We start from the raw sequence: 24,984 nt of genomic DNA, 5'->3' as shown, positions 1-24,984 counted from the left end.
GCTGCCGCACTACCTGACCGAAGCCGGGCAGGAAGGCCTGATCGAGCATGTGGCCCAGGTTTGCAACAGCGTGAAGTTCGGTGTGATCGTCTACAACCGTGACCGCACCAAGCTCACGGCCGAGTCCCTGGCCATCCTGGCCGAGCGTTGTCCGAACCTGGTGGGGTTCAAGGATGGTGTGGGCAATATCGAGACCATGTCGTCCATCTACATGAAGCTGGGGGACCGTTTCTCGTACCTGGGCGGCCTGCCCACGGCCGAGGTGTATGCAGCCGCCTACAAGGCGCTGGGCACGCCGGTGTATTCGTCAGCCGTCTTCAACTTCATTCCGAAGACCGCGATGGAGTTCTACCAGGCGGTGGCGAGTGACGACACGGCCACGCAGCACCGGCTGCTCAAGTCGTTCTTCATGCCGTACCTGGCCATCCGCAACCGGGTAGAGGGCTATGGGGTGTCGATCATCAAGGCGGGTGCGCGCATCGTGGGCCATGACGGTGGGCCGGTGCGGGCGCCGCTGGTGGACCTCAAGCCCAGCGAGATGGAAGAGCTCAAGGCGCTGATTGACAAGCTCGGNCGCATCGTGGGCCATGACGGTGGGCCGGTGCGGGCGCCGCTGGTGGACCTCAAGCCCAGCGAGATGGAAGAGCTCAAGGCGCTGATTGACAAGCTCGGGCCGCAGTAACGACGGGCCACACCCCCCGCAGAAATCCAAGGATCGAGGCCCCGCAAGAGGGCCACCGACCGCCACCCATTACCTCCGGAGACTTTCACCATGTTCATGAAGAAATTGCTGCTGGTTGCCAGCGCCTGCAGTCTGGCCTTGGCCGCATCGGCCCAGACCGGCACCCCTGCCGCTTGGCCTGAAAAGCCTGTCACGATCGTTGTTCCCTTCCCTGCAGGCGGTTCCACCGACATGGTGGCCCGTGCCATGGCCGTGAACATGGGTGACAAGCTGGGCCAGAACTTCGTGGTGGACAACCGCCCCGGTGCCACGGGCACGCTGGGGGCCGGCATGGTCAAACGCGCGCCGGCCGATGGCTACACGCTGCTGGTGTCTTCACTCGGTGCCTTCGTCGTGGCGCCGCACCTGCTGAAGACCGTGCCGTACGACGCGCTCAAGGATTTCGACTACATCACCGTGCCCGTGCAGGCACCCAATGTGCTGGTGGCAGCCCCGGGCCAGAAGGCGCGCACCGTGAAGGAGGTGATCGCCCAGCTCAAGGCCAACCCGGGCAAGGTGAGTTTTGCGAGCTCGGGCAATGGTTCGTCGGACCACCTCTCGGCCGAAGTGTTCTGGCAGCAAAGCGGCACTGAGGGCCTGCACATCCCCTACAAGGGCGGCGCACCGGCCATCAACGACCTGCTGGGCGGGCAGGTGGAGTTCTCGTTCCAGAACGTGAACGCGGTGCTGCAGCACATCCGTGCGGGCAAGCTGCATGCCATTGCCGTCACCGGCGACAAGCGCAGCCCCGTGCTGCCCGACGTGCCCACCCTGGCCGAGGCTGGCGTGGCCGGTGCCGAGGTGTACTCGTGGCAGGGCATGGCCGCGCCCAAGGGCCTGCCGCCAGCAATCAAGAAGAAGCTGTCGGACGCCGCTATCGCCGCCATCAACGACCCTGCCGTGAAAAAGCGAATGCTGGACCAGGGCCTGGAGATTGTGGGCAGCACGCCCGAAGCCTTCACTGCCTACCAAGCGCGCGAATTCGCCCGTTGGAAGACCGTGATCGAAACCCGAAAGATCACCGCTGATTGAGTTCTACCAGGGGCGCCTTTGTGTTCCCCATTCTCGTTTCCCGAACACCATGACCAACTCTTCCCATCCTTCTGCCACCAGCACCCCCCTCATCACCGAGCTGCGCGTGGTGCCCGTGGCGGGCCACGACAGCATGCTCATGAACCTGAGCGGCGCGCACGGCCCGTTCTTCACACGCAACCTGCTCATCTTGCGTGACAGCGCAGGCAACACCGGGGTGGGCGAGGTACCTGGCGGCGAGAAGATCCGCCAGACCATCGAGGACGCGCGCCCGTTGATCGTGGGCCAGCCCGTGGGCCACCACAACGCCGTGCTCAATGCCATGCGCGCCCAGTTTGCCGACCGCGATGCGGGCGGGCGCGGCCTGCAGACCTTTGACCTGCGCATCACCATCCATGCCGTGACGGCGGTGGAATCGGCCTTTCTCGATCTGCTGGGCCAGCACCTGGGCGTGCCCGTGGCCGCGCTGCTGGGCGACGGCGTGCAGCGCACCTCGGTGCAGATGCTGGGCTACCTGTTCTATGTGGGCGACCGTACCCAAACCGACCTGGCCTACCGCACCGAGCCTGGCGCCGACAACGACTGGTTCCGCCTGCGCAACGAAAAGGCCATGAATGCCGAGGGCATCGTGCGCCTGGCCGAGGCCGCGTACCAGCGCTACGGCTTTGCAGACTTCAAGCTCAAGGGCGGTGTGCTGCGGGGCGAGGAAGAGGTCGAGGCCATCCGCGCGCTGCACGAGCGTTTCCCAGACGCGCGCGTGACGCTGGACCCCAACGGTGGCTGGCTGCTGAAAGATGCCATCCGCATCACGCGCGACCTGCATGGCGTGATGGCCTATGCCGAAGACCCCTGCGGCGCCGAAGGCGTGTTCTCGGGCCGCGAGGTGATGGCCGAGTTCCGCCGCGCCACGGGCCTGCCCACCGCTACCAACATGGTGGCCACAGACTGGCGCGAAATGGCGCACAGCCTGGCCCTGCAGTCGGTGGATATCCCTCTGGCTGACCCGCACTTTTGGACCATGGCGGGGTCGGTGCGCGTGGCGCAGATGTGCCAGGCCTTTGGCCTGACCTGGGGCTCGCATTCCAACAACCACTTCGACGTGTCGCTGGCCATGTTCACCCACGTGGGCGCCGCCGCCCCGGGCCGCGTGACGGCCATCGACACGCACTGGATCTGGCAGGACGGCGAGCGTCTGACCAAACAGCCGTTCCAGATCAAGAATGGTTTCATTGATCTGCCCCAAAAGCCCGGCCTGGGCGTGGAACTGGACATGGACGAGGTGGAGCGCGCGCACCGCCTGTACTTGCAGCATGGCCTGGGCGCACGCGACGATGCGATGGCGATGCAGTACCTGATCCCCGGCTGGAAGTTCAACAACAAGTCGCCCTGTATGGTGCGTTGAAGCCGGGCACCGCGTGACCGAGGCCGCCCTGCGGTACCGAGGTCAGGCAAGAAAAGCCCTCCAGTGGAGGGCTTTTTGCATGGACCGGGGCAGGGTATTGGTATTACGCCACCCGGTCCTCCGCCCGCCGCCGGGGCAGCTGGCGCTTGACGGAGGGCCGTTGCAGGCGCTGCTTGGGGTCCGTGCCTTCCGGCAGGCTGGTGGCACGCTGCAGTTGCAGGTGGGCTACCAGGCCGCCGGTGCTGGAGTTGGCCAGCGCAAAAATGCCGCCCATGCGCTGCACCGTCTTGTCCACAATCGACAGCCCCAGGCCCGCGCCCGCCGCAGCCGTGCGCGCCGAGTCGCCTCGGAAGAACGGCTTGGTGAGGTTGGACAGCTGCTCGGGCGGCACGCCAGGCCCATGGTCGCGCAGCTTGATGAGCACCCAGTTCTCCCGGCTTTTGGCTGCAATGTCCACGTTGGTGATGCCCGTGTCATTGTTCTTGCCATAGCGCCTGGCGTTTTCCAGCAGGTTGGAGATCACCCGCGCCAGTTCCACTTCGTCCGCCAGCACGTTCAGGTCTTCAGGCACCGCCATGGTGATCTGCAGCTCGCGGTGGTCTTGCACCGCATACACACACGATGACACCACCGCGTGCAGGTTCACAGGCGTGAGCGTCACGTGGTCGGGCCGTGCGTAGTCCAGGAACTTGTCGATGGTGGCGTCGAGCTGAACGATGTCCGCCACCATGTGCTCGCGGGCCACTTCGTCGGTCACGCTCATCTCGGTTTCGAGCCGCAGGCGCGCCAGGGGCGTGCGCAAGTCGTGCGAAATGCCTGCCAGCATCACGGCGCGGTCCTGTTCCAGCTTGGCCAGCTTTTGGGCCATGCGGTTGAAGCCGATGTTCACCTCGCGGATTTCGCTGGTCACCACTTCTTCGTCGAGGTGGCTGGCAGCAAAGTCACCGTCTTTGACCCGGTTGGCCGCATACGACAGCTGCTTGAGCGGGCGGTTGATGAGCCGCGCAATCGCAGCGGCACCGGCCAGCGACAGCGCGGCGGCCGTGATCAGCCAGATCAGCCAGGTGCGCCCGCCCGCCGGGCTGAAGCGCGAACGATCCATCAGCAGCCAGTTGGGGTCGCCATTGATGTTGAAGCCGACCCACAGGCCGTTTTCTCCGTTCACGCTTTGCGCCACGATGGTGTCCGGGCCCAGGCGCATGGTCAGCTCGTCGGTCAGGCGGTTGCCCAGGGCCGTCGGGTCGAGCAGTGCGTATTTGTCCTTGGGCTCGCGCGGCAGGATGCGGACCCCTTCCTGGTCGGCCATGGTCTTGATCAGCGACACGCGCGCGATGGCGTCGGAGTGCACCAGCGCCGCGCGGCTCAGGTTGACCAGCGACGCAATCTGCTGTGCTGTCTGCAGCGTGCGCGGTTCAAACTCCAGCGCGCGCAGGGTCTGCAGCCACGCCAGGATGCTGCCCACCAGCAGCAGCGCGAGCAAAAAGAACGTGCGCCAGAAAAGGTTCAGACCCACGCGCGCACGTTGCTCCCGTGCCCGCCGAATGGCCTCCAGCGGGGCGGGGCTGGTAGCGTCGGAGGGGGCGGTGACAGACATTCGGGACGAAGATCTGGGCTTGCCCTCGGTGTTGGCCATGGGCTATCAGCTCGTTCCGTCCGGCACAAACACGTAGCCCACACCCCAGACGGTCTGGATGTAGCGGGGCGCTGCGGCGTCCACTTCCACCAGCTTGCGCAGGCGCGAGACCTGCACGTCCAAGCTGCGGTCAAAGGGCTCGAACTCGCGGCCGCGTGCCAGCAGCGCCAGCTTTTCGCGCGACAGGGGCTGGCGCGGGTGGCGCACCAGGGCTTTGAGCATCGCGAATTCGCCAGTGGTCAGGGGCAGCTCTTCGCCGTTGCGCTGCAGTGCGCGCGTGCCCAGGTCGAAGGTGAAGGGGCCAAAGGTGACGACTTCGTTGTCGCCCGAGGGGGCGCCCGGGGCTTCCTGCGCAGGGCGGCGGCGCAGCACGGCGTGGATGCGGGCCAGCAGTTCGCGGGGGTTGAAGGGCTTGCCCAGGTAATCGTCGGCGCCCACTTCCAGGCCCACGATGCGGTCCACGTCCTCGCCCTTGGCTGTGAGCATGATGATGGGGGTGCGGTCATTGGCGGCGCGCAGGCGGCGGCAGATCGACAAACCGTCTTCGCCGGGCATCATCAGGTCCAGCACGATGATGTCCACCGTTTCGCGCAACAGCAGGCGGTTGAGGGCCTTGCCGTCTTCGGCAACCATGACTTCAAAACCCTCTTGGGTGAGGTAGCGGCGCAGCAGGTCGCGGATGCGGGCGTCGTCGTCCACTACCAGAACTTTGTCGGTGCGATTGGGTGTTGTGGCCATCTTGATCTCAAGTCCAATTTGTAACAGAGCCAATTCTGACCAGTTGGAACGCCGAAGTTCGGGTTTGAAGGCCGGGTTTGACCAACTGTTACAAGTTTTGCCCAGCTTCGCACCTCGTGCGACAGGGCTTTGTCAAGGGCGTCGCGCACAGCGGTTAAGGTGGTGTCCCGCACGCCTGGCAACCAGGACGTGCACCGATGACAAGGACCGCGTGATGATGAAAAACACTACCAAATTGATAGCTACCAGTGTATTGATTGCCTGCGCTAGTGCCGCCTTTGCCCAAAATGCACCAGCGCCTGAGCTGCGCAATGTGGTGCAGTTGTCGGCCACAGGCACGGTGGAGGTGCAGCAGGATCTGCTGGTGCTCAACCTTGCCACCAGCAAGGAGGCCGCCGATGCCGCCACCGTGCAGACCCAGCTCAAGCAGGCGCTGGACGCGGCCCTGACGGAGGCCAAGCGCAATGCGCAGCCCGGTCAGCTGGATGTGCGCACCGGCCCTTTCGGGCTGTTTCCGCGCTACGGCAAGGACGGCAAGATCAACGGCTGGCAGGGACGTGCCGAATTGGTGCTGGAGGGCCGTGACTTTGCACGCATCACGGCCACTGCCGGCAAGATTCAGACCCTGGCGATCAGCCAGGTGGCGTTTGGCCTGTCGCGCGAAGCCCGCTCCAAGGTGGAGTCCGAGGCCCAGACCCAGGCCATCGAGCAGTTCAAGGCCCGTGCAGCCGAGCTGGCCAAGGGTTTTGGATTTGCCAACTACAGCCTGCGCGAAGTGGCTGTGAACAGCAATGAGATGTCGCCCGGCCCTCGGCCCCGCATGATGGCCGCCGAGGCCAAGGCGGCGTCTTTTTCAGACTCTGCCGTGCCGGTCGAAGCGGGCAAGGCCCAGGTCACGGTGAACGTGTCGGGCTCGGTGCAGATGCGCTGAGGCCCCTGAGCCACTGGGTGAGGCCTGTTTGAAGTAAAAATGGCTGCAAGCGCCAGTGCAATAAGCGCTGGCAGCTATTAAAAATAGAGCTAAATGCTCTGTGCAGGCTCCGCGCAGGCTTACTGCGCAGCCCAGCCCCCGTCCATATTCCACGCCACACCGCGCACGTTGTTGGCCGCGGGGGAGCAGAAAAACACGGCCAGTTCACCCAGCTCTTCGGGCGTGGTGAACTGCATCGAAGGCTCCTTCTCGCCCAGCAGCAGCTTCTTGGCCTCTTCGTTCGAGATGCCGTGTTCGGCGGCCTTGGCGTCCACCTGCTTTTGCACCAGCGGTGTCAGTACCCAGCCGGGGCAGATGGCGTTGCAGGTCACGCCGGTGGTGGCGTTTTCCAGCGCGGTGACCTTGGTCAGGCCCACGATGCCGTGCTTGGCGGCCACATAGGCGGACTTCTGGGCCGAGCCCACCAGGCCGTGCACCGACGCCACATTGATGATGCGGCCCCAGTTGGCGCTCTTCATTGCGGGCAGGGCCAGGCGCGAAGTGTGGAAGGCGCTGGTCAGGTTGATGGCAATGATGGCGTCCCAGCGCTCGACGGGAAAGTTCTCGACATTGGCCACATGCTGGATGCCCGCGTTGTTGACCAGGATGTCCACGCGGCCGAACTGGCTGGCGCTGTACTTCATCATGTCCTCGATGTCGGCCGCCCGGCTCATGTCGGCGCCGTGGTAGGCCACCTGGGCGCCAGCGGCCTCACCGGCGGCCAGCACTTCGGCTCGGGGGCCATCCACATCGCCAAAACCGTTAAGCACGATGTTGGCACCCTGGCGCGCCAGGGCCTTGGCGATGCCAAGACCAATGCCGCTGGTGGAGCCGGTGACGAGGGCAGTTTTGCCTTTCAGCATGGGAGTCTCTCCGAATGAATTACGATGCGACGACAAGAAAAAGTCGGCACTCAAGGGCAAGCAATGGGTGCCAACGACCACAGCATTATCGAGCGCTGCCCCCGGATTTCGCACCCATGATTGAACCTACGCTGAACTACGTACTGTGCCCAGGCCCTGCGGCCGCGCCGGAGACTCCAGGCCGCGCACCCGCTCCCGCACAGCAGCACCGCATGGCGTACTGGGAATGGAATGCCACCGGCAACCCGGCGCACCCGCACGTCATCGTCTGCGTGCATGGCCTGTCGCGCCAGGGGCGGGATTTTGATACCTTGGCCCGCGTGCTGAGCCAGCATGCACGGGTGATCTGCCCCGACGTGGTGGGCCGAGGTCGCAGCGATTGGCTGGCCGACCCCATGGGCTACCAGATCCCGCAGTACGCAGCGGACATGCTGGCATTGCTCGCGCAGGTGCATCAGCAAGCCCCCATCACCACGCTGGACTGGGTGGGCACGAGCATGGGCGGGCTCATCGGCATGGGCATCACTGGCCAGCCGGGCCTGCCCTTGCCGGTGCCCGTGCGTCGGCTGGTGCTCAACGACGTGGGGCCGCTGATCCAGTGGCAGGCGCTGCAGCGCATCGGGCAGTACCTGGGGCAGCCGACGCGGTTCGGCTCGCTGCAGCAGGCGGCCGACGCGATGTGGGCCATCTCCACCAGCTTTGGCCCCCACACGCCCGCCCAGTGGCTGGACTTGTCGCGCGCCATGGTGCGCGAGCTGCCCCAGTCCGCCGGAGGAAGCCTCACATTGCACTACGACCCGGCGATTGCCGTGCCGTTCAAGACGCTGACGCAGGAGGCTGCGGCGGCGGGCGAGGCGGCGCTGTGGCAGCTGTATGACCACATCACGGCCCAGACGCTGCTGTTGCGTGGTGCGCAGTCCGACCTGCTCTCGCGCGAGACGGCGCAGGCCATGGCGCAGCGCGGGCCCCGTGCCCAGGTGGTGGAGTTTGAGGGTGTGGGCCACGCGCCCACGCTGGTGGCGCCCGACCAGGTCGCCGCAGTCGCGGATTTCCTGCTGACGGCAGAAGGCGCTGTGGCCGGATGAAAACCAACCCTCCTGCGCCAGCGTCTCTCACTCCCCAGACCGACGCCGTCCCCCAGCTCATCGCAGCCACGGCGCACACCCTGCCGGAGCAGGTGAACGCACTGGCGCGCGCACGCGCGTTTGCCGAACCCCTGATGGCGGGCGAGACGCTCGACTCTGGCGAGAACACGCTGGCCCACGCCGATGCGGTGGCCGCCATCCTCAAGGGCATTGGCGGCTCCGAAGCCATGCAGGCGGCCAGCTATCTGGTGCATGCCTGCATCCACCTGAACAAACCCGAAGAAGTCATCGCCAAGGCGTTTGGTGCCAACTTTGCCGCGCTGGCGGTGGAGACCACCAAGCTGATGCGCGTGCAGCAGCAGGCCCGCGCGGCCGCGCCGCTGGACGACCCGGCCGTGCAGACGGAGAACGTGCGCAAGATGCTGCTGGCGTTCTCGCGCGACCTGCGTGTGGTGATGCTGCGGCTGGCCTCGCGCTTGCAAACGCTGCGTTTTCATGCGGCCAGCAAGCGCCCTGTGTCACCCAGCCTGGCGCGCGAGTCGCTGCAGGTGTTTGCGCCGCTGGCCAACCGCCTGGGCATCTGGCAGGTGAAGTGGGAGCTGGAAGACTTGTCCTTCCGCTTCCTGGAGCCCGACACCTACAAGGAAGTGGCCCGCCTGCTCGATGAAAAGCGCGGCGAGCGCGAGGTGTACATGGAGCAACTGCGCGCGCGGCTCGAATCCGACCTGCGCGCCCGCAGCATCAGTGCCACCGTCGCGGGCCGCCCCAAGCACATCTACAGCATCGTCAAGAAGATGCGCGGCAAGTCACTCAACTTCGACCAGGTGTTCGACATCCGCGCGCTGCGCGTGGTGGTGCCCACAGTGAAGGACTGCTACGCCGCTCTGAGCTGGGTGCACGAGCAGTTCAAGCCCATCGTGGAGGAGTTTGACGACTACATCGCCAAGCCCAAACCGAACGGCTACCAGTCACTGCACACCATCGTGCGGGACGACAACGGCAAGCCCATCGAGATCCAGATCCGCACCCAGGCCATGCACGAACACGCCGAGCACGGCGTTGCAGCGCACTGGGCCTACAAGGAGGCGGGCGCCAAAGGTTATGTGGGTGTGTCTGCGACGGGCGAGTACGACGCCAAGATCGCCGTGCTGCGCCAGCTGCTGGCGTGGGAACGGGACCTGGCAGGCGCATTGCCCAACCGGGGTCTGTTCGAGGACCGCATCTACGTGTTGACCCCTGATGCGGCTGTGGTAGAGCTGCCCCAGGGCGCCACCCCGGTGGACTTTGCGTACTCGGTGCACACCAGCCTGGGCCACCGCTGCCGGGGCGCCAAGGTCGATGGCGTGATGGTGCCGCTCAACACGCCCCTGCAGAACGGGCAGACGGTCGAAATCTCCACCGTCAAGGAAGGGCGCCCCTCGCGCGACTGGCTCAATGCCGAGCTGGGTTATCTCACCAGCAACCGTGCCAAGGCCAAGGTGCGTGCCTGGTTCAACGCCCAGGCCACGCACGAGACGGTGGCGCGGGGCCGCGAGGCGGTGGAGAAGCTGCTGCAGCGCGAGGGCAAGACCGCCATCAAGCTCGACGACCTCGCCGTGCAGCTCGGCTTCAAGTCGGCCGACGCATTGTTTGAAGTGGTGGGCAAGGACGAGTTTTCGCTGCGCAATATCGAAACGGTGCTGCGCCCGCCCGAGCCCGTGCTGCAGCCCGACGACTACCTGCTGCTCAAGAAAACGCGCACCAACGATGCGGCCCCCAAGGGCGGTGTGCTGGTGGTGGGGATCGATTCGTTGATGACGCAACTGGCCAAATGCTGCAAGCCCGCGCCGCCGGACACCATCCGCGGCTTTGTCACGCGCGGCAAGGGGGTGAGCGTGCACCGTGCCGACTGCAGCAACTTCCGCGAGATGGCGGCACGCAATGGCGAGCGCGTGATCGAGGTGGAGTGGGGCGTGCCCAAGCCTTCGGCGTCGGCGGCGGTGTACCCGGTAGACGTGGCGGTGGAGGCTGCTGATCGCCAGGGCCTGCTGCGCGACATCTCGGAAGTGTTTGCCCGCGAAAAAACCAATGTGATCGGCGTGCAGACCCAGTCCGTCAAAGGCACGGCCTGGATGACCTTCACGGTGGAGGTGTCTGATTCAGGCAGGCTGAACAAAGTGCTGGGCATCGTGGCCGGGGTGCAGGGCGTTCGGTCGGCCCGCCGCCGTTGAGAGGCGGACGGGCGGGATCTGCGGGCCCGCGCCTTGGCGCTTTGTGTGATTTGTCGCGCGATGGCCCCGAGTGGCTGATTTTTATGGCTATAATCGTGGTCTTGATAACGACAGGCGCGTAGCTCAGCTGGTTAGAGCACCACCTTGACATGGTGGGGGTCGTTGGTTCGAGTCCAATCGCGCCTACCAAGTTTTTGTCTGAAAGAAACCAGCTTTCGGTACCAAAAAAAACTTGGCAACAACACCTCTATCGGTGTTCACGCAGCAAGCCACCGCAAGGTGGCTTTTTCGTTTCTGCTTCTTTCTTCCCTTGCCAGGGGCTGCTGGAGGTGTTGTGCGCTAAAGGCCGCACGGCATACGGCGTCTCACGCATCAGTCGCCCACGCGACACTTTGATGCCCGGCATCATCAGGGTATTCCTTTGCCGCTGCGGCGCGGCAGTCTCCCTAGAATGTGCTGCACTGCAATACATGGGTTTGAGCCCGAGGAGTTCGTTGTGTCCGAACCGAAAAGCGCTGTGTCCAAGTCGGCCCAGCGCGTCATCAAGAAGTACCCCAATCGCCGTCTGTACGACACAGACACCTCCACCTACATCACGCTGGCCGAGGTGCGCCAGTTGGTGATGGACCACCAGAACGTAGTGGTGCGCGACGCCAAGACGGGCGAAGACCTCACGCGCAGCATCCTGCTGCAGATCATTCTGGAAGAAGAGGCCGGCGGTGCGCCCATGTTCACCGAAGCGGTGCTGGCCAACATCATCAGGTTCTATGGCCATGCCATGCAGGGTTTCATGGGCGCGTACCTGGAGAAGAACGTTCAGGCATTCACTGACGTGCAAACCAAGCTGGCCGAGCAGTCGCAAAGCGTGACGCCCGAGATGTGGGCGCAGTTCATGAACCTGCAGTCGCCCATGCTCAAGGGCATGATGGGCAACTACGTCGAGCAATCGCAATCCATGCTCACGCAGATGCAGGAGCAGATGCAAAAGCAGACCGAGCAGATGCTGGGCGCGTTTGGCATCAAGCGATGACCCGCTGAGTGGCCCGCGCGGTGGGGTGGCCCTTGCGCGTGGCTAGCTGGCTTGGGTAACGCCCGTTTCAAGGTTGCGCAGCGGCAAATAGGGCGCTGAATCGGCAGCGCCACCCGCTCCACGCCGGAACTGGGACAATAGGGGGATATGAGCGAAGCAATTGCCCCCACCAAAACACCCAAAGTCGGATTTGTCAGCCTGGGCTGCCCCAAGGCGTTGACCGATTCGGAACTGATCCTCACGCAGCTGAGCGCCGAGGGTTACGAAACCTCCAAGACCTTCCAGGGTGCGGACCTGGTCATCGTCAACACCTGCGGCTTCATTGACGATGCCGTGAAAGAAAGCCTGGACACCATTGGCGAAGCCCTGGCCGAGAATGGCAAGGTCATCGTCACCGGCTGCCTGGGTGCCCGCGCCGGCGAAGATGGCGGCAACATGGTGCGCCAGATGCATCCCAGTGTGCTGGCCGTCACAGGCCCCCACGCCACGCAAGAAGTGATGGACGCCGTCCACCTGAACCTGCCCAAGCCGCACGACCCGTTCGTGGACCTGGTGCCCGGCGGTTTCGGCATCGCGGGCATCAAGCTCACGCCCAAGCACTACGCCTACCTCAAGATCAGCGAGGGCTGCAACCACCGCTGCACCTTCTGCATCATCCCCTCGATGCGCGGCGACCTGGTGTCGCGCCCGATCGGCGATGTGCTCAGCGAGGCCAAGGCCTTGTTTGAAGGTGGCGTGAAAGAGCTGCTGGTGATCAGCCAGGACACCTCGGCCTATGGCGTGGATGTGAAGTACCGCACGGGCTTCTGGGACGGCAAGCCCGTCAAGACCCGCATGCTGGAGCTGGTGCAGACCCTGGGCGAGATTGCCGAGCCTTACGGCGCCTGGGTGCGCCTGCACTACGTGTACCCGTACCCCAGCGTGGACGAAGTGATCCCGCTCATGGCCACGGGCAAGGTGCTGCCTTACCTGGACGTGCCCTTCCAGCACAGCCACCCTGACGTGCTCAAGCGGATGAAGCGCCCCGCCAGCGGCGAGCGCAACCTGGAGCGCATTCTGCGCTGGCGCGAGGCCTGTCCTGAACTGGTCATCCGCAGCACCTTCATTGCGGGCTTTCCGGGCGAGACCGAAGAAGAGTTCCAGCACCTGCTCGACTTTGTGCGCGAGGCGCAGATCGACCGCGCAGGTTGCTTTGCCTACAGCGATGTGACCGGCGCCGCCGCCAACGAGCTGCCCGGCATGCTGCCGATGGAAGTGCGCGAAGAGCGCCGCGCGCGCTTCATGGCGGTGGCCGAAGAGGTGTCGATCGCCAAGCTGCAGCGCCGCGTGGGCGCTACCATGCAGGTGCTGGTGGACCACGCTCCCGCCCTGGGCCGCAAAGGAGGCGTGGGCCGCACCTATGCCGACGCGCCCGAGATCGACGGCACCGTGCAGTTGTTGCCGCCCGAGAAGATCAGCAAGACCATGAAGGTGGGTGAGTTCACCAAGGCGCGCATCGTCGGCGTGCAGGGGCACGACTTGGTGGCGCAGCCCATTTGATTGCTATCTAATTAATAGCAATACGCCCATGGCGCACTAGCGCATGGGCTTGAAACCATCAAAAAAGGCTTCCCGAGGGAAGCCTTTTTCTTTGGGGGATCTCCTGCGAGGGAGATGGGCTGTAAGCCCTTGCTGCCCTTAGACGCGCTTGCGGTATTCGCCGGTGCGGGTGTCGATTTCGATCTTGTCGCCTTGGCTGACGAACAGGGGCACAGGCACTTCAAAGCCGGTGGCGATCTTGGCGGGCTTGAGCACCTTGCCGGACGTGTCGCCCTTGACGGCAGGTTCCGTCCAGGTGATTTCGCGCTCGACGCTGGTGGGCAGTTCGACCGAGATGGCCTTGCCGTCGTAGAACACCACTTCAACGGTCATGCCGTCTTCCAGGTAGTTCAGCGAGTCACCCATGTTTTCGGCTTCCACTTCGTACTGGTTGTACTCGGTGTCCATGCACACGTACATGGGGTCGGCGAAGTAGGAGTAGGTGCACTCCTTCTTGTCCAGGATCACGTTGTCGATCTTGTCGTCGGCCTTGAACACGACTTCGGTGCCGAAGTTGCCGATCAGGCTCTTGAGCTTCATGCGCACGGTGGCTGCACCGCGGCCGCCGCGGGCGTATTCGGTCTTCAGGACCACCATGGGGTCCTTGCCGTGCATGATGACGTTGCCGGCGCGGATTTCTTGAGCGATTTTCATAGCAAGTTGCTTGGGTTGGGGCCGCTCAACGCGCGGGCTGACAAACCACCTGGTTTGCACGCCGATGCATGTTCTGCGGCGAAAGTGCGCGGGGCGTGGGCACTGACATGCCGCACCTGATTTGCGCAAAGCCTCGGATTTTACCGTTTTTCGGCGACAAAGCCCAAAAGTTGCGCCACAAGGTTGTCTTGCGTCAGCAGGCGTGCACGGGCCGCCCGGGTGCAGCGCGTCCACTCGGCCAGGGTGTTGTCGTCGGGCCATTGCAGCGGCGCGGCGTCCAGCCCGTTCCAGGTGGCGTGGAATCGCCGCAGCGACTCAGGGGCTTGCAGCCAGTCCAGAAAGGCCCAGAGCTTGTCGTGGTGGGCGTTGTCATGCTGGGGGTAGATGTGCCACACAAACGCCTGTCCGGCCCACAGTGCGCGCACCAGAGAGTCCTCGCCCCGCACAGCGTTGAAGTCGCAGGCCCACAGCATCTCGTCAAACGCCGCCTGGGGCCGGTGGGGAAGGAAGGACATGGACAGCAGCCCCTGCTGGCCGTGCAGGGGTTGTCGCTCCTGACCGCCCTGGGTCTCGGCCAAGGCGGCCCGCACTGCGGCGGCCGGGCGGCCGGGCGTGACCAGCAACTGGGTGGGCCGCAATGCGCATTGGCGCAGCAGGTCGGCCAGCGCGGGGGGCTCGTAGCAAAACAGCGACACCCAGCGCGTGCCCGGTGTCTCGTCGCCCATGCCAAACTGGGCCCGGTGCTCCGCGCGCCATGCGCTGAGATCAAACGCCTCGCGCTGCTCCATCAAGTGGGGCTCGCGCAGCAGGCCGCCGGTGCCGGCGGTAAAGCCGGGGTAGAAGAACCAGCGCGTCCACCCCGACGCCGGGCCCGACAGGATGGGCGAGGGCAGGCGGTGAGTGCGCTCCACGTAGGCCTCGGCAGACAGGTATTCCAGGTTGATCCAGACAGGTTTTGGGCGTTTTTGGCCAGAAGCGCTAGTGGAATATGCGCGATATGCTATGAATTCGGGAGCAATATCGCAGCCGAACGCCTCCACCATCACGTCGGGTGGCGGTTCGTTCGGGCCCGGCGGCGGCGTGCCCCAGCGTTTTACTTCCACACCGGGGCAGCCCTCCGGGGCCATCCATTCCAGCGCCGATGCATCGTCCACCCACAGGCGCACGCGGTGCCCCAGGCCCGCCAGTTGCGCCACCAGGCGCCAGCACACGCCGATGTCGCCAAAGTTGTCGATCACGCGGCAGAACACGTCCCATTGCAGGGCGGCGAGGGGGCTGTGCATGGTCATGGGGCGGGCGTGGGTGGTTGCGCGCGCAAATGGTCCACCAGCAGCTGCGCCACGCTGGAGAGGGATTCTTCCGAGCGTACGCACAGCATCAGTTGTCGGTGCGCCCACGGCTCGTTCAGCGTGACCACGCGGATGGGCTGCGAGCCCTTGTACAGCGCGGCGCTGCCACGCGGCATCACGCCCACGCCCAGGCCGGCGGCCACCATCAGGCACAGCGCGTCGTAGCTGGTGACCTGCATGCGCAGGCGCAGCGGCAGGCCGGCCTCAGAGGCCGCGCGGGTCAGCTGGTTGTTGATGGCGCTGCCCGGGTGTGCGCCCACAAAGTCGTAGGGCAGGGCGTCGGCCAGCCGGGCCGACTTGCGCCGCGCCAGCGCATGGCCCGTGGGCACCACCAGCACCAGCTCGTCGGTGCGGTAGGGCAGCTGCACCACGCGGTCGCCGTACTGGCCCTGGTTCAGGATGCCCACATCGGCTGCGTTCTCGGCCACGGACTGGGCGATGGCCGTGCTGATCTGCTCCTGCAGCCGTACATCCACCTGCGGGTGCAGCGCCATGAAGCTCTGTAGCTGCGCCGGTAAAAACTGCGTGATGGCCGAGATGTTGGCCACCACCCGCACATGGCCGCGCACGCCCGCGCCGTAGTCGCGCATCTGGCTGGCCATGCCGTCCAGGTCATTGAGCACACCGCGCGCCAGGTTCAGCAGCGCGTAGGCGGCGGCGGTGGGCTCGGTGCCCTTGTTGCTGCGGGTGAACAGCGCCACGTGCAAGGCGTCTTCCAGGTCGGCCAGGCGGCGGCTCACGGCCGATGCGGCAATGTGCTCGCGCGCGGCGGCGGCGGCGATGGTGCTTTCTTCCATCACGGCCACAAACAGGCGCAGGGAGACGGGGTCGAGTTTCATGGGGTGCCGATGGTAACAAGCATGCCTGCTTGCCATGCCGGTTTGCGATGGTGGCTTGTTGCTTGAGCGTTTTGCAGGCGGGCCGCGGGTGCGCATCATTGCGGCCCAGCATCACCGCCTTTAGGAGACACATAGTTCCATGGATTCCATTGCTTCCCTCGCCGCCTTGCAAGGCGTGCGTGTCATCGAAATGGGCCAGCTCATTGCCGGGCCGTTCTGCGGCAAGACGCTGGGCGAGTTTGGCGCCGATGTGATCAAGATCGAAGCCCCCGAGACCGGCGACCCCCTGCGTAACTGGCGCCTGATCAAGGAAGGCACCTCCGTCTGGTGGCAGGTGCAGTCGCGCAACAAGCGCTCCGTGGCGCTGGACCTGCGCCAGAAGGAAGGCCAGGACATCGCCCGCCAGCTCATTGCTGAAGCCGACGTACTGGTCGAGAACTTCCGCCCCGGCACGCTCGAAGGCTGGGGCATGTCGCCCGAGGAGCTGCACCAACTCAACCCCGGCCTCGTGATGCTGCGCATCTCCGGCTACGGCCAGACAGGGCCCTACCGCGACCTGCCGGGCTTTGGCGCGATTGGCGAGGCCATGGGCGGCCTGCGCCACCTGACGGGCGAGCCCGGCCGCGTGCCTGTGCGGGTGGGGGTGTCGATTGGCGACACGCTGGCGGCGCTGCACGGCACTATCGGGGTGCTCACGGCGCTGTACCACCGCAAGGTCAACGGCGGCAAAGGCCAGGTGATTGACGTGGCACTGCACGAGGCGGTGTTCAACGTGATGGAAAGCCTGATCCCCGAATACAGCGCCTTTGGTGCCGTGCGCGAGGCGGCGGGCAGTGCGCTGCCCGGCATTGCCCCCAGCAACGCCTACCCCTGCACGGATGGCTGGGTGCTGGTGGCGGGCAACGGCGACAGCATTTTCAAGCGGCTGATGGATGCGATTGGCAGGCCCGACCTGGGTGCTGCGCCGGACCTGGCCAACAACACCGGCCGCGTGGCCCGCGTGGAAGAGATCGACGCCGCCATTGGTGCCTGGAGCGCGCAGCGCACCGTGCAGCAGGTGCTGGATGCATTGGGCGCCGCCCGCGTGCCCGCTGGCAAGGTCTACACCGCCAAGGATATTGCCGAAGACCCGCACTACCGTGCCCGCGACATGCTGCTGACCCAGCAGACGCGTGACGGCTACAGCGTGGAGGTGCCGGGCATCGTGCCCAAACTCTCGGCCACGCCGGGCACCATCCGCAGCAGCGCGCCGCACCTGGGTGATGACACCGATGCGGTGCTGGCAGAAACGGGGCTCAATGCTGAGCAGATTGCGTTGCTGCGCAGCAAAGGAGTTGTGCAATGAACGTACCCAGCACCGTTTGGCAAGGCGCAGGCCGCCGCATCCACATGCAGGAAGTGGGCCTGCGCGACGGACTGCAGATGGAAAAGGCCTTCGTGCCCACCGAAGACAAGATCGCGCTGTGCAATGCGCTGTCGGCGGCAGGGCTGTCCAAGATCGAGGTGACTTCATTCACATCGCCCACCGCCATCCCCGCGCTGAAAGACGCCGAGATCGTGATGCGCGAGATCACGCGCCGCCCTGGCACGGTCTACACGGCGCTGGTGCCCAACCTGCGCGGAGCAGAGCGCGCCATCGAGTCGCGCACGGACGAGCTGAACCTCGTCATGTCGGTCAGCGCCACGCACAACCTGGCCAACCTGCGCATGACGCAGGAACAGTCGTTCGCGGCGCTGGCGCAGGTGGTGGCCCTGGCGCAGGGCGCCAACGTGGCGGTGAACGTGTCGCTGTCGTGCGTGTTCGGCTGCCCCATGGAAGGCGATGTGGCCCAGGCCGATGTGTTCGGCTGGGTGCAGCGCTTTGTGGACCTGGGGGTGCGCGGCATCACGCTGTGCGACACCACGGGCATGGCCTACCCCACGCAGGTGCACCAGCTCACGGCGGCAGCCCGCGCGCGCTGGCCGGGGGTGGAGTTCACCCTGCATTTCCACAACACGCGCGGCATGGGGCTGGCCAATGTGCTGGCGGCCATTGACGCAGGCGCAGACCGGTTCGATGCCTCGCTGGGCGGCCTGGGCGGCTGCCCCTATGCACCCGGTGCCAGCGGCAATGTGTGCAGTGAGGAGATCGTGCATGCGCTGGCGCTGATGGGCTATGACACGGGGGTGGATCTGGCACAACTGTTGGCCGCTGCGCAGCAACTGCCTGCGTTGATTGGCCACGACATTCCCAGCCAGATCGCCAAGGCGGGCCCGCGCCTGGCGCTGCACCCGGTGCCTGCCGATTTCGAGGCAATCCGCGAAAGAGCGCTGGCCCGCTGAATGCGGGCGAGCCTGCATTCATACATAACACCAGGAGACAAAAGCCATGACATTTCAAACGACGCTGTCCCGCCGCATCTTTACCGCCGCCGTGTTGTGCTCCGCTGCCTTCGCAGCCGGCGCGCAGGACAAATACCCCTCCAAGCCCATCACCGTGGTGGTACCCCAGGCTGCGGGTGGCGCCAACGACGCCATTGCGCGCGTGGTGGCGCAAAAACTCAGCGAGCAGCTGGGCCAGAGCGTGATCGTGGACAACCGCCCTGGCGCGGGCGGCACGCTGGCCACCGGCGCCACGGCCCGTGCGCGCAATGATGGCTACACGCTGCTGCTCACGGCTGACAGCGCCCATGTGATCGGCCCTGCGCTGTACAAGAACCCGGGCTTTGACCCGGTGAAGGACTTTGCACCCGTGGCGCCCGTGGCCACGGCGGGCTATGTGCTGGTGGCTCATCCGTCCTTCCCGGCCAACACCGTGGCCGAAATGGTGGCTTTGGCCAAGGCCAGCCCCGGCAAATATGCGATTGCCTCGGCGGGCAACGGCACGCTGAACCACCTGATTGGCGAGATGCTGCAAAAGGCTGCGGGCATCCAGCTGCAGCACATCCCGTACAAGGGTTCGGCGGCAGCCGCTACCGACGTGGTGGGCGGGCAAGTGCCGCTGTCGGTGCAAAGCCTGCCGTCAGCCATTGCGTTCATCAAGGCAGGCAAGCTTAAGGTGCTGGGTGTGGTCAATGAAAAGCGCGTGGCCGCGCTGCCCGATGCGCCCACCATCGGCGAGACTATCAAGGGCTTTGGCCAGGCGCCGTGGTATGCGCTGTTTGCCCCGGCCGGTACGCCCGCGCCCATCGTGGCGCAGCTGCAGGCCGAGGTGGCGCGCGCGCTGGAGCACAAGGACGTGGTGGACAAGCTGGCCACCGTGGGCTGCGAGCCCTTCAAGGGTACGGCGGCGCAGCTGGCGGCGCTGGTGCAGTCCGACCTGCCCAAGTGGAGCCGCGTGGTCAAGGACACGGGCGCCACGGTCGATTGACCGGGCGCTTTCTCAGTGCCTTCCTGCTTCTCGCTACCCAGATTTTTGACAACAACGACAACGACGGAGACATCCCTTCATGAAAACCACCCGCAAGCAGTTCACCACCCTGGCCCTGGCCGCACTGGCCACCGGCTTCATCGGCCACGCAGCGGCGCAGGGCGCCTACCCGACCAAGAACGTGACCCTGGTGGTGCCCACCGCCGCAGGCGGCACCACCGACCTGTCGGCCCGCATGCTGGCGCAAGCCCTGGCGCCGGTGCTGGGCCAGTCGGTCATCGTGGACAACAAGGGCGGGGGCAACGGCAACATTGCTGCCAGCGCCGTCAAGCGGGCCGAGGCCGATGGCTACACGCTGCTGATGCAGTACTCGGGCTACCACGTCATCTCGCCCCACATCACCAAGCAAAAGCAGTGGGAGCAGGGTGACTTTCAACCCGTGGCCAACGTCATCTCGGCCCCGCAGATCATCGTGGTGCGTGCTGACCTGCCGGTGAAAACGCTGCCCGAGCTGATCGCCTACGCCAAGGCCAATCCCGGCAAGCTCAACTACGCCTCGTCGGGCAACGGCTCGCTGCAGCACGTGACCGGTGCCATGCTGGAGCAGCAGGGCGCCATCAAGATGGTCCATGTGCCCTACAAGGGCACAGGCCCCGCGCTGCAGGACCTGCTGGGCGGCCAGGTGGACCTGACCTTTGGCACTGCACCGCCGTTCATGCCCCACATCGCCAGCGGCAAGCTGCGCGTGCTGGCCGTGACGGGCAAGCAGCGCCTGCCCAGCCTGCCTGATGTGCCCACCACAGCCGAGGCGGGCTACCCCAAGGTCGATGCCACCTCGTGGTTTGCGGTGTTTGCCCCCGCCGCCGTGCCCAAGGCCGTGGTGGACAAGCTCACGGCCGACATCCGCGCCGTGGTGCAGAACGCGGCCTTCCAGCAAAAGGCGCAGGAGCAGGGCGCCACGGCCGACTACCAGACCCCGGCGCAGCTGGGTGACAAGGTGAAGGCCGATCTGGCCAACTGGGCGCAGGTGGTGAAGACCTCGAAGATCGAGGCGGAGTGATCAGGGTGCAGAGGTTTTGATCAAAATGGCTTCTAGCGCTTGTTAGATAAGCGCTGGCAGCTATTTATTTGATAGTGAATGGGCAAGGCCGTGCCCGAGGCCACAATACGCGCCATGTCCCATTCCGAAGAACTCCTGGCGCAGGTGGCTGCGCTGCCCGCGCTGCCGGGCGTGTACCGCTATTTCGACGCGCAGGATGCGCTGCTGTACGTGGGCAAGGCGCTCAACCTCAAGCGCCGGGTGTCCAGCTACTTCCAGAAGAACCATGGCGGCACCCGCATCGGCCACATGGTCAGCAAGATCGTGCGCATGGAGACCACGGTGGTGCGCTCCGAGGCCGAGGCGCTGCTGCTGGAAAGCAACCTCATCAAGACGTTGAACCCCAAGTTCAACATCCTGTTCCGCGACGACAAGAGCTACCCCTATCTCAAGATCACCGGCACGCCGGGCGCCCACACACGGGGCGATGCACCGGGGCAGGTGTTTCCGCGCATGGCTTACTACCGGGGCGCGGTCGATAAAAAGCACCGCTACTTCGGTCCATACCCCAGCGCCTGGGCCGTCAAGGAAACCATCCAGCTGCTGCAAAAGGTCTTCCGGCTGCGCACCTGCGAAGACACGGTGTTTGCCAATCGCACACGGCCCTGTCTGCTGTACCAGATCAAGCGCTGCACCGGGCCCTGCGTGGACCTGATTTCGCCCGAGGCCTATGCCGCTGACGTGTCGCACGCCGAGGCGCTGCTGCGCGGCGAAACGCAGGAGCTGCTGCAGGCGATGGAGGTGCGCATGATGGCGCATTCGGACAAGCTCGAATTTGAGCAGGCGGCCGAGGTGCGCAACCAGATCCAGGCGCTGTCGCGCGTGCTGCACCAGCAGTCCATCGAGACGGTGGATGACAAGGATGTGGACATCCTGGCCGTGCGCGTACAAGGCGGCCGCGCCTGCGTCAACCTGGCCATGGTGCGCGGTGGCCGCCACCTGGGGGATAGGCCGTACTTTCCGGTGCATGTTGAAGATGCGGCGGCGGTGTTTGAGGAAGAGGGTGGCGATGGCGCAGACGAGGCGGTGGCCACCCCGTCTCGCCCCGCGCGCCCGGTGGAGGCGCTGGTACTCGAAGCCTTCATCGCCCAGCACTACATTGGCGTGCCCGTGCCGCCGTTGCTGGTGACCAGCGTGCCCGTGGACAAAGCATTGCTCGACGCGCTGACCGAACAAAGTGGCCTGCGTGTGAACGCCATCCACCAGCCCCGCGAACAGCGCCGTGCCTGGCTCGACATGGCGCAGAAGAACGCTGACCTGCAACTGGCGCGGCTGCTGGCCGAAGAAGGCTCGCAGCAGGCCCGCACGCGGGCGCTGGCCGAGGCGCTGGATTTGCCGCCCGAAGACCTGGAGCAGCTCACCATCGAGTGTTTCGACATCTCGCACACGGCGGGCGAATCCACCCAGGCGTCGTGTGTGGTGTTTCACCACCACAAGATGCAGAGCAGCGAATACCGCCGCTACAAGATCGAAGGCATCACCGGCGGCGACGACTATGCCGCCATGCGCCAGGTGCTCACGCGCCGCTACAGCAAGGTGGTGGAGGCGCAGCGCGAGGAGGGCGGCATCGACTATGCGCAATCGCCCGAGGCGCAAGCCGCAGCCCGGCCCAAGGGCCAGGCGCGTTTGCCCGACCTGGTGCTCATCGACGGCGGCAAGGGGCAGGTGGGCGTGGCGCGTGAGGTGTTCACGGCACTGGGGCTGGACCTGACCCGCATCGTGGGGGTCGAGAAGGGCGAGGGCCGCAAAGTGGGGCTGGAAGAGCTGGTGTTTGCCGATGGGCGCGAGAAGGTGTACCTGGGCAAGGACTCGGCCGCGCTGATGCTGGTGGCGCAGATCCGCGATGAGGCGCACCGCTTTGCCATTACCGGCATGCGCGCGGCGCGCGCCAAGGTGCGGGTGGGCGGTGGGCAGCTTGAGGAAATTGCGGGGGTTGGCCCCAAGAAGCGCGCGCGGCTGCTGCAGCGGTTTGGCGGGGTGCGCGGCGTGGCTGCGGCCAGTGTCGAGGACCTGGCCACTGTCGATGGCATCTCGCGCGAGTTGGCAGAAGAAATTTACAAGGCCCTGAGATAGGCCCCGCACAGTTCCACGGCCGCGCCGTGACACAATCGCCGCCATGTTCTGGACTATCCCCACCTTGATGACCTGGACGCGCATCGTCGCGATACCTTTGATCGTGGGGGTGTTCTACGCACCGCTGGACCCGGCCACGCGCAATCTCATCGCCACCGTGATGTTCGTGGTGTTCGCGGCCACCGACTGGCTGGACGGCTACCTGGCCCGCAAGCTCAACCAGACCTCGTCCTTCGGTGCTTTCCTGGATCCGGTGGCCGACAAGTTTCTGGTGTGTGCGTCGCTCCTGGTGCTGGTGCACTTGCAACGTGCCGACGTGTTTGTGGCCCTCATCATCATCGGCCGCGAGATCGCGATTTCGGCCCTGCGCGAGTGGATGGCGCAGATCGGCGCCAGCAAGAGCGTGGCCGTGCACATGATCGGCAAGGTCAAGACCACGGTGCAGATGCTGGCCATCCCCTTTCTGCTGTACGACGGGCGCCTGTTTGGCGTGATCGATACCGGCGTGTGGGGCACCTGGCTCATCTGGGCCTCGGCGGTGCTTACCGTCTGGTCGATGGTGTACTACCTGCAGAAGGCGTTGCCCGAGATCCGGGCACGCGTCAAATAGTTTTCAAGTCTTTGATGCCTGGAGCGCTGGATGAATAAGCGCAGGCAGCTATATTTTCAGGAGCATCTGAATGGCGAAGCATCGCATTGCAGTCATTGCCGGTGACGGCATTGGCAAAGAGGTCATGCCCGAGGGCCTCCGCGTTCTGGACGAGGCCGCCCGCAAGTTTGGCATTGACCTGCATTTCGACCACTTCGACTTTTCGAGCTGGGACTACTACGAAAAGCACGGCAAGATGCTGCCCGACAACTGGAAGGACCAGATCGGCGGCCATGAGGCCATCTACTTCGGCGCGGTGGGCTGGCCCGACAAGATCGCCGACCATGTCTCGCTCTGGGGCTCGCTGCTGCTGTTCCGCCGCGAGTTCGATCAGTACATCAACCTGCGCCCCGCGCGCCTCATGCCAGGCGTGATCGCCCCTGTGGTGCGCCGTGACGGCAGCCCGCGCCTGCCGGGCGAGATCGACATGCTGATCGTGCGCGAGAACACCGAAGGCGAATACTCCAGCATCGGTGGCCGCATGTACGAAGGCACTCCGCGTGAGATCGTGATGCAGGAGACAGTGATGTCGCGCCACGGCGTGGACCGCGTGCTGAAGTTTGCGTTTGAACTGGCCCAGTCGCGCCCCAAGAAGCACCTGACCAGCGCCACCAAGTCCAACGGCATCGCCATTACCATGCCCTACTGGGACGAGCGCGTGGCCGATATGGCCAAGGCCTACCCCGATGTGAAGGTGGACAAGTTCCACATCGACATCCTCACCGCCCACTTCGTGCAGCGGCCCGACTTCTTTGATGTGGTGGTTGCCAGCAACCTGTTCGGCGACATCCTCTCGGACCTGGGACCTGCGTGCACCGGCACCATCGGCATCGCGCCCAGCGCCAACCTCAACCCCACGCGCACCATGCCGTCGCTGTTTGAGCCGGTGCATGGCTCGGCGCCCGACATCGCGGGCAAGGGCATCGCCAACCCCATCGGGCAGATCTGGTGCGGCGCAATGATGCTGGACTTCCTGGGTTATCGCGCCGCGCATGACGCCGTTCTGGCCGCTATCGAAGCCGTGTTGCAACCCGGCAGTGGTGCTCCGCGCACCCCGGACCTGGGCGGCACGGGCAGCACGCAGGACGTGGGCAAAGCCATCGCTCAGGCACTCGCTGCTCGTTGAGTACGGCTGGCTGCGGGGTGTCAATACGGAGTGCTGCCGATACGGCGTGTTTGAGACAAAAACCCCCGCCAAGCCCTGTCGCAGCGTGAAATACGACTAGAATTCAAAACAACGCTGACGCAAAACAGCGTGTTGTATTGACACTCTGAAACTCGATGGCTTTAATCTGATGCAGCAGCCACTGCTGTGTATGCCAGTCATTCCCCCGCCCGTTCTCCACCAGCCCACGGCTGTGCTTTCAGGCGTGTGAAGACCAGATATCCTCGAGACATTCCATTAACTCTTTTCCGAGAGGCTTCTTGTGAACAAAACCGAATTGATTGAGCACATCGCTACCAACGCCGACATCTCCAAGGCCGCTGCTGCGCGTGCACTGGAATCCACGATCGAGGCTGTCAAGAAGACTCTCAAGAAGGGCGGCACCGTGTCGCTCGTCGGTTTCGGTACCTTCGCTGTGGGCAAGCGTGCTGCCCGTACCGGTCGCAATCCCCGTACTGGCGCTACGATTAAAATCAAAGCTGCTAAAGTTCCGAAGTTCCGTCCTGGCAAGGCATTGAAAGATGCCTTGAACTGAGGATCAGTTT

Annotated in this window: 21 protein-coding genes, 1 tRNA gene and 1 pseudogene; 17 read left to right on the top strand and 6 right to left on the bottom strand. The window is 64.9% G+C overall.

Annotation, left to right across the window (positions count from 1 at the left end; all coding sequences use genetic code 11):
- The 3 genes and pseudogenes from ASD94_RS10995 to gudD form a co-directional block, all read left to right on the top strand.
- Window positions 1–573, top strand: a pseudogene (locus tag ASD94_RS10995) (5-dehydro-4-deoxyglucarate dehydratase); the annotation flags it as partial.
- Window positions 574–778: 205 nt separating this feature from the next.
- Complete coding sequence (locus tag ASD94_RS10990) at window positions 779–1,753, top strand: tripartite tricarboxylate transporter substrate binding protein (RefSeq protein WP_056642690.1); 975 nt, start codon at window positions 779–781, stop codon at window positions 1,751–1,753.
- Between the two features lie 49 nt (window positions 1,754–1,802).
- Window positions 1,803–3,155: a glucarate dehydratase gene (gene gudD, locus ASD94_RS10985; protein WP_056642675.1), complete on the top strand. Its 1,353-nt coding sequence runs from the start codon at window positions 1,803–1,805 to the stop codon at window positions 3,153–3,155.
- 103 nt (window positions 3,156–3,258) lie between these two features.
- On the opposite strand, the gene ASD94_RS10980 is transcribed toward gudD, so the two are convergent.
- Together ASD94_RS10980 and ompR are read right to left on the bottom strand one after the other, a co-directional pair.
- The gene (locus tag ASD94_RS10980; RefSeq protein WP_056642672.1) at window positions 3,259–4,749 is read right to left on the bottom strand and encodes a sensor histidine kinase; all 1,491 of its coding nucleotides are present in this window, start codon (window positions 4,747–4,749) and stop codon (window positions 3,259–3,261) included.
- 45 nt (window positions 4,750–4,794) lie between these two features.
- The gene (gene ompR / locus ASD94_RS10975; protein WP_015014739.1) at window positions 4,795–5,526 is read right to left on the bottom strand and encodes a two-component system response regulator OmpR; all 732 of its coding nucleotides are present in this window, start codon (window positions 5,524–5,526) and stop codon (window positions 4,795–4,797) included.
- Window positions 5,527–5,743: 217 nt separating this feature from the next.
- On the opposite strand from ompR, the gene ASD94_RS10970 reads away from it, so the two are divergent.
- The gene (locus tag ASD94_RS10970) at window positions 5,744–6,457 is read left to right on the top strand and encodes an SIMPL domain-containing protein (protein ID WP_056642688.1); all 714 of its coding nucleotides are present in this window, start codon (window positions 5,744–5,746) and stop codon (window positions 6,455–6,457) included.
- A gap of 119 nt (window positions 6,458–6,576) precedes the next feature.
- Here the strand turns inward: ASD94_RS10970 and ASD94_RS10965 are convergent, their stop codons facing one another.
- Complete coding sequence (locus ASD94_RS10965) at window positions 6,577–7,359, bottom strand: 3-hydroxybutyrate dehydrogenase (protein ID WP_056642668.1); 783 nt, start codon at window positions 7,357–7,359, stop codon at window positions 6,577–6,579.
- Window positions 7,360–7,475: 116 nt separating this feature from the next.
- On the opposite strand from ASD94_RS10965, the gene ASD94_RS10960 reads away from it, so the two are divergent.
- The 5 genes from ASD94_RS10960 (at window position 7,476) to rimO (ending at window position 13,223) form a co-directional block, all read left to right on the top strand.
- A complete protein-coding gene (locus tag ASD94_RS10960) occupies window positions 7,476–8,444 on the top strand; it encodes an alpha/beta fold hydrolase (RefSeq protein WP_056642666.1) in 969 nt (322 codons plus the stop codon).
- Entirely contained in the window at window positions 8,441–10,654 is a 2,214-nt protein-coding gene (locus ASD94_RS10955; protein WP_056642663.1) for a bifunctional (p)ppGpp synthetase/guanosine-3',5'-bis(diphosphate) 3'-pyrophosphohydrolase, read from the top strand. The genes ASD94_RS10960 and ASD94_RS10955 overlap by 4 nt, the downstream gene beginning before the upstream one ends.
- Window positions 10,655–10,766: 112 nt before the next feature.
- Window positions 10,767–10,843: transfer RNA gene (locus ASD94_RS10950), tRNA-Val, on the top strand.
- A gap of 262 nt (window positions 10,844–11,105) precedes the next feature.
- The gene (gene phaR, locus ASD94_RS10945; protein ID WP_233247163.1) at window positions 11,106–11,684 is read left to right on the top strand and encodes a polyhydroxyalkanoate synthesis repressor PhaR; all 579 of its coding nucleotides are present in this window, start codon (window positions 11,106–11,108) and stop codon (window positions 11,682–11,684) included.
- A 147-nt stretch (window positions 11,685–11,831) separates the two neighbouring features.
- Window positions 11,832–13,223, top strand: a complete 1,392-nt coding sequence (rimO, locus tag ASD94_RS10940; RefSeq protein ID WP_056642661.1) for a 30S ribosomal protein S12 methylthiotransferase RimO — start codon at window positions 11,832–11,834, stop codon at window positions 13,221–13,223.
- A gap of 138 nt (window positions 13,224–13,361) precedes the next feature.
- Here rimO and efp read toward each other — a convergent pair whose 3' ends face one another.
- From efp to ASD94_RS10925, 3 genes are all read right to left on the bottom strand, one after another.
- Window positions 13,362–13,916 carry an elongation factor P gene (efp, locus tag ASD94_RS10935; RefSeq protein ID WP_056642658.1) on the bottom strand — a complete coding sequence of 185 codons (555 nt, stop codon included), beginning with the start codon at window positions 13,914–13,916 and terminating at the stop codon, window positions 13,362–13,364.
- A 140-nt stretch (window positions 13,917–14,056) separates the two neighbouring features.
- On the bottom strand, window positions 14,057–15,199 hold the full coding sequence (gene earP, locus ASD94_RS10930) for an elongation factor P maturation arginine rhamnosyltransferase EarP (protein ID WP_056642681.1): 1,143 nt from the start codon (window positions 15,197–15,199) through the stop codon (window positions 14,057–14,059).
- Between the two features lie 2 nt (window positions 15,200–15,201).
- The gene (locus ASD94_RS10925; protein WP_056642655.1) at window positions 15,202–16,104 is read right to left on the bottom strand and encodes a LysR family transcriptional regulator; all 903 of its coding nucleotides are present in this window, start codon (window positions 16,102–16,104) and stop codon (window positions 15,202–15,204) included.
- A 139-nt stretch (window positions 16,105–16,243) separates the two neighbouring features.
- Between ASD94_RS10925 and ASD94_RS10920 the strand changes: the two genes are divergently transcribed.
- The 8 genes from ASD94_RS10920 (at window position 16,244) to ASD94_RS10885 (ending at window position 24,974) form a co-directional block, all read left to right on the top strand.
- A complete protein-coding gene (locus ASD94_RS10920) occupies window positions 16,244–17,449 on the top strand; it encodes a CaiB/BaiF CoA-transferase family protein (RefSeq protein WP_056642652.1) in 1,206 nt (401 codons plus the stop codon).
- Window positions 17,446–18,426, top strand: coding sequence for a hydroxymethylglutaryl-CoA lyase (locus ASD94_RS10915; RefSeq protein ID WP_056642649.1), 981 nt, complete (start codon window positions 17,446–17,448; stop codon window positions 18,424–18,426). The genes ASD94_RS10920 and ASD94_RS10915 overlap by 4 nt, the downstream gene beginning before the upstream one ends.
- A gap of 46 nt (window positions 18,427–18,472) precedes the next feature.
- Entirely contained in the window at window positions 18,473–19,453 is a 981-nt protein-coding gene (locus tag ASD94_RS10910) for a tripartite tricarboxylate transporter substrate binding protein (RefSeq protein ID WP_056642647.1), read from the top strand.
- Window positions 19,454–19,532: 79 nt separating this feature from the next.
- Window positions 19,533–20,513 (top strand): tripartite tricarboxylate transporter substrate binding protein, encoded by a 981-nt coding sequence (locus ASD94_RS10905; RefSeq protein ID WP_056642645.1) that lies wholly within the window; start codon window positions 19,533–19,535, stop codon window positions 20,511–20,513.
- Window positions 20,514–20,627: 114 nt separating this feature from the next.
- Entirely contained in the window at window positions 20,628–22,625 is a 1,998-nt protein-coding gene (uvrC, locus tag ASD94_RS10900) for an excinuclease ABC subunit UvrC (protein WP_056642678.1), read from the top strand.
- A gap of 43 nt (window positions 22,626–22,668) precedes the next feature.
- A complete protein-coding gene (gene pgsA / locus ASD94_RS10895) occupies window positions 22,669–23,235 on the top strand; it encodes a CDP-diacylglycerol--glycerol-3-phosphate 3-phosphatidyltransferase (RefSeq protein WP_026436902.1) in 567 nt (188 codons plus the stop codon).
- A gap of 70 nt (window positions 23,236–23,305) precedes the next feature.
- Window positions 23,306–24,400, top strand: coding sequence for a tartrate dehydrogenase (locus ASD94_RS10890; protein WP_056642642.1), 1,095 nt, complete (start codon window positions 23,306–23,308; stop codon window positions 24,398–24,400).
- A 301-nt stretch (window positions 24,401–24,701) separates the two neighbouring features.
- Window positions 24,702–24,974 carry an HU family DNA-binding protein gene (locus tag ASD94_RS10885; RefSeq protein WP_008906675.1) on the top strand — a complete coding sequence of 91 codons (273 nt, stop codon included), beginning with the start codon at window positions 24,702–24,704 and terminating at the stop codon, window positions 24,972–24,974.
- Window positions 24,975–24,984: the final 10 nt, after the last annotated feature.

The organism is Acidovorax sp. Root70, from assembly GCF_001428225.1.
Lineage (GTDB): Bacteria > Pseudomonadota > Gammaproteobacteria > Burkholderiales > Burkholderiaceae_C > Acidovorax.
The sequence above is the reverse complement of the archived record's forward strand: the minus strand, read 5'-3'. Positions and strand labels throughout refer to the sequence as shown.